This is a genomic window from Vibrio sp. 1078-1 (assembly GCF_033340475.1).
Window position 1 is genome coordinate 1 of sequence record NZ_JAWOWM010000043.1, and the last position, 3,514, is coordinate 3,514.

Genomic DNA, 3,514 nt, shown 5'->3' on the forward strand with positions numbered 1-3,514 from the left:
CTATGCGTTGTGTTTAGTGTTTAAGGTGGTATGCGGCAGCTTCGGCATTGCGTTGCTCACACCTTAACAGGGCGTTAGTACGGGTTTGATATCAAAGGTCATAAGTTTTGGTGTTTATCTGTTTCAGCGCTCATCTTTACACCTTTCAGCTTGTACCTTTCACGTTCTTTCCGGTGGCACTATATGCGGAGTGTTTGCTTTGATTTCACCGTTTACGGTTTCTAACTCTTAGCCAATTTCTTTGGCGCTTCTTCTCTTTCGTGGTTTTTACTAAGTCAGAGTTGTCTTTCTTTGGTGTTGCAGTCGAAGTGCGAGGATCGAATCCTTTTCTAATTTGAAGCCAGTGAAATTCGGGGAATTCTGTGCGTTTTTCTTCTACCCAACTTTCCTCCCTTAATCGGGGTAAAGTTTTGTAGCTGCCCGTCTCACTTCAGTGTTCAAAGCCTTTCATATCATGCCACTTTTCAATATCTTGGAGCGTATAAATAGAAGTAGTGCATGTACTAACAAATTGCTTAAGAGTGATTCGTAACGCGTGGCATTTTTACTTTGCGGTGGCTTATGTGATTAAGGCGCTTTGCGGTAGCTTTTGTATTGCGTTACTCACACCTTAGCAAGGCGTTATGTTAATTGAGGTGATTTGCAATTGATTGAATATTACCTTGAGATATAAATTGCATTGCGTATCATATGTTTACGTTGGTTTTATAAACTAGGTAAATAATATGAAAGATAATGTTCCTGCTAAAATGAGCGATTTGTACGAATACTCAGGCTTCTGGCCTCGAGTTGGTGCTAGTCTAATCGATACTGTGATAATTTGTGTCCTTACATACCCGATTCTAGTGGCGGTTTATGGCTGGGCATACTTTGACAATGATGCATTAGTGCAAGGTTTCGCTGACCTGATTTTAAGCTGGATTTTTCCATTGGTAGCGATCATCGGTTTCTGGCTGTATCGTCAAGCGACTCCAGGCAAAATGGCTATATCAGCTAAAATTGTAGACGCTAAGACTGGTGATAAACCTACCCTTCAACAGTACATTGTAAGATACCTTGGGTATATCCTAGCGACAATCCCTCTTGGTCTAGGTATATTTTGGGTTGCGTGGGATAAGCGTAAACAGGGGTGGCACGACAAACTCGCCAATACTGTAGTTATATGCGAAAAAGCCCGCAATATACCTCAAGAAGTTGAGTTCTCGTCAAAAAATTAACATAACAAAGCGTTTAAGACAGATTCCCAACGCATGGCATTTTTCATTCCATCGTTGGGTTTTGTGTTTACGGTGGTATGGTTAGCTTTCGTGGTGGCGTTGCTCACTACTTAACGCGGCGTTATATGCTTTCAAGTTTCAAACAATAAAAGGACTTAAAAATGATTCTAAATCACGTCTAAGTTGGCGCTTCTGATGTGGTAAAAGCAGTTGGGTTTTATGACTCAGTTCTTTCTACGTTGTCTATTAAGCGTGCTCATTATATAGAAAATATTGCAGCGGCTTATGGTGAAAACTTTGAATTTTGGGTTGGAAGCCCTTGTGAAGGAAAAGCGACATCAAGTAATGGTGCTCATGTGGCTTTCAATGCGCCGTCAAAAGAAGCTGTTGAGCAGTTCTATTCTACAGCCATTGAATTGGGTGGTTCATGTGCAGGTAAGCCCGGCTTAAGACCAGAGTACGGTGAAACTTACTATGCAGCGTTCGTACGTGACTTAGACGGAAACAAAATCGAAGCAGTTTCAATGTAGCTTCGAGTACGCATATAACAATAAATTTAAGAGTGATTCACAACGCTTGGCGCTTTCAGTTCAAGCAAGTTTAGTGTTTATGGCACAATGCTTTAGGTAGGGTGGTTAGCGTTGTTCACACCTTAATTTGGCGTTAGAACTTACTACTGAAAAATCATAGAGCGAGAAATGAAAGAGTTACTTTTATTATCAGCTTTGCTATTTGGAGCAAACGTTTTAGCACAAGAAAAAATCGACCTTGATAGCTCCTATTGGGAAATCGTTCCTAATGGTCATACTATAATTGAGGCTATTCATGGTGACCTAAATGGAGATGGTAGAGACGATATTGTTTTGATGATACAAGGTACAGACCAAAACAAAATGGTCACTGATGAGTACCGTGGTCAGTTAGATCTCAACCGAAGAGGAATTATTGTTGCTTTAAGAAATAACGACGAGTACGACGTCGTTGTTGAAAATGACAATTGCTTCTTTTCTGTTGATGAAGAAGGAAGGGCTGAAGAGATCTTAATGAGTATTACAAAAGGAAACTTACATATTGATTTTTTAGATGGTCGATTTGAGAACCAGTGGAGTTACAACTTCCGTTACCAAGATTCAGATCTTGAGTTAATCGGTTATGACGCAATGGCTAATCGAGGTCCTAGAGTGGAGGTAGTTACTAGTATTAATTACCTGACAAAAAAGATGCTCACTACAGAAAATGTTAGTGAGCTTGATGATGATGTCCCAATATTTAAAGAGAAGTGGTCAACCTTTGTTCTTGAACACAGATTTAAGTTAAGCCAAATCAGCGACTTTACTGAATTTGGTGATGGTGTACGAAATAGATAGATCCGCAGTGAGACGTAATTCTAACAAACTGTTTAAGAGTGATTCACAACGCGTGGCATTTTTACTATGCGTTGATTTTAGTGTTTAAGGTGGTTTGCGGCAGCTTTTGTATTGCGTTGCTCACACCTTAACAGGGCGTTAGGCATTTAAGGAGTTTCATGAACATTAGCAATGAAATGATTGCGCTCTGGGGTGCAGGTTTGTCTACGTTGGTTGTTAGCTTTCATCAAACTATGGGAGCTGTGGAAGGCTAGGCGACGAATTGAAATCAGCTATGGTTTTGTTGGAGTGCCTGAAATTGGTAACGACATAATCATAAGAAACCTCTCAGGTACTCCCATTATCATTTCATATTGGGAATTACTGTTTTGCGAACGCAAAGGGTTCAAATGGACAGCCTATCGCAATGAAAATCCAGCGGAAGATACGCACGATATTTGTATTCCTGCTCATGCAAGTAAAAAAATTAACTTTAGTGGGACAGACTATTTTGAATGGGGGCATAAAGCGTTGGGGGGCAAGAGATTGTACTTCAAGTTTTATATCGCAGGTAAGCGAAATCCAATTAAGCGCTTGGTTTATAAAGGATAAAATGCCTAACAAAGCGTTTAAGACGGATTCACAACGCTTGGCATTTTCGGTTTAAAATAAGTTTTGTGTTTACGGTGCAATGGTTTAGGTTGGGTGGTCGCGTTGTTCACCACTTAACGCGGCGTTATGTTCTTGGAGGACATGGTGGAATATCAAAGGGACAGGGTAACTTTTGGCGTTTTTCAGACACTTGTTGTAAAGCTGTATAAAGCCCTCGTATTCAAGCTTTCAAACCAAAAAGAGAAGCTAGAATGGCAGCTTCTCTTGATAGCCGATTGTTTACGAATCATTGGGCTTTGTAGGTTAGCTTATCGGATGGCTTCCAAAGTGCATACTTCA

4 protein-coding genes and 1 pseudogene are annotated in these 3,514 nt (G+C 40.4%); all 5 read left to right on the forward strand.

Annotation, left to right across the window (positions count from 1 at the left end; translation table 11 throughout):
• The first annotated feature begins 725 nt into the window (after window positions 1–725).
• On the forward strand, window positions 726–1,217 hold the full coding sequence (locus R7190_RS25380; protein WP_025640120.1) for an RDD family protein: 492 nt from the start codon (window positions 726–728) through the stop codon (window positions 1,215–1,217).
• Window positions 1,218–1,414: 197 nt separating this feature from the next.
• Window positions 1,415–1,747 carry a VOC family protein gene (locus R7190_RS25385; protein ID WP_261393556.1) on the forward strand — a complete coding sequence of 111 codons (333 nt, stop codon included), beginning with the start codon at window positions 1,415–1,417 and terminating at the stop codon, window positions 1,745–1,747.
• Between the two features lie 168 nt (window positions 1,748–1,915).
• Entirely contained in the window at window positions 1,916–2,584 is a 669-nt protein-coding gene (locus R7190_RS25390) for a hypothetical protein (protein WP_025769008.1), read from the forward strand.
• A gap of 288 nt (window positions 2,585–2,872) precedes the next feature.
• Complete coding sequence (locus R7190_RS25395; RefSeq protein WP_186584912.1) at window positions 2,873–3,175, forward strand: hypothetical protein; 303 nt, start codon at window positions 2,873–2,875, stop codon at window positions 3,173–3,175.
• Window positions 3,176–3,316: 141 nt separating this feature from the next.
• Window positions 3,317–3,514 (forward strand): annotated as a pseudogene (locus tag R7190_RS25400) (hypothetical protein); the annotation flags it as partial.

What these genes read in the sequence shown, in the direction of transcription:
- R7190_RS25380 (WP_025640120.1), top strand. Translation starts at nt 726, where the DNA reads ATGAAAGATAATGTTCCTGCTAAAATGAGCGATTTGTACGAATACTCA.
- R7190_RS25390 (WP_025769008.1), top strand. Translation starts at nt 1,916, where the DNA reads ATGAAAGAGTTACTTTTATTATCAGCTTTGCTATTTGGAGCAAACGTT.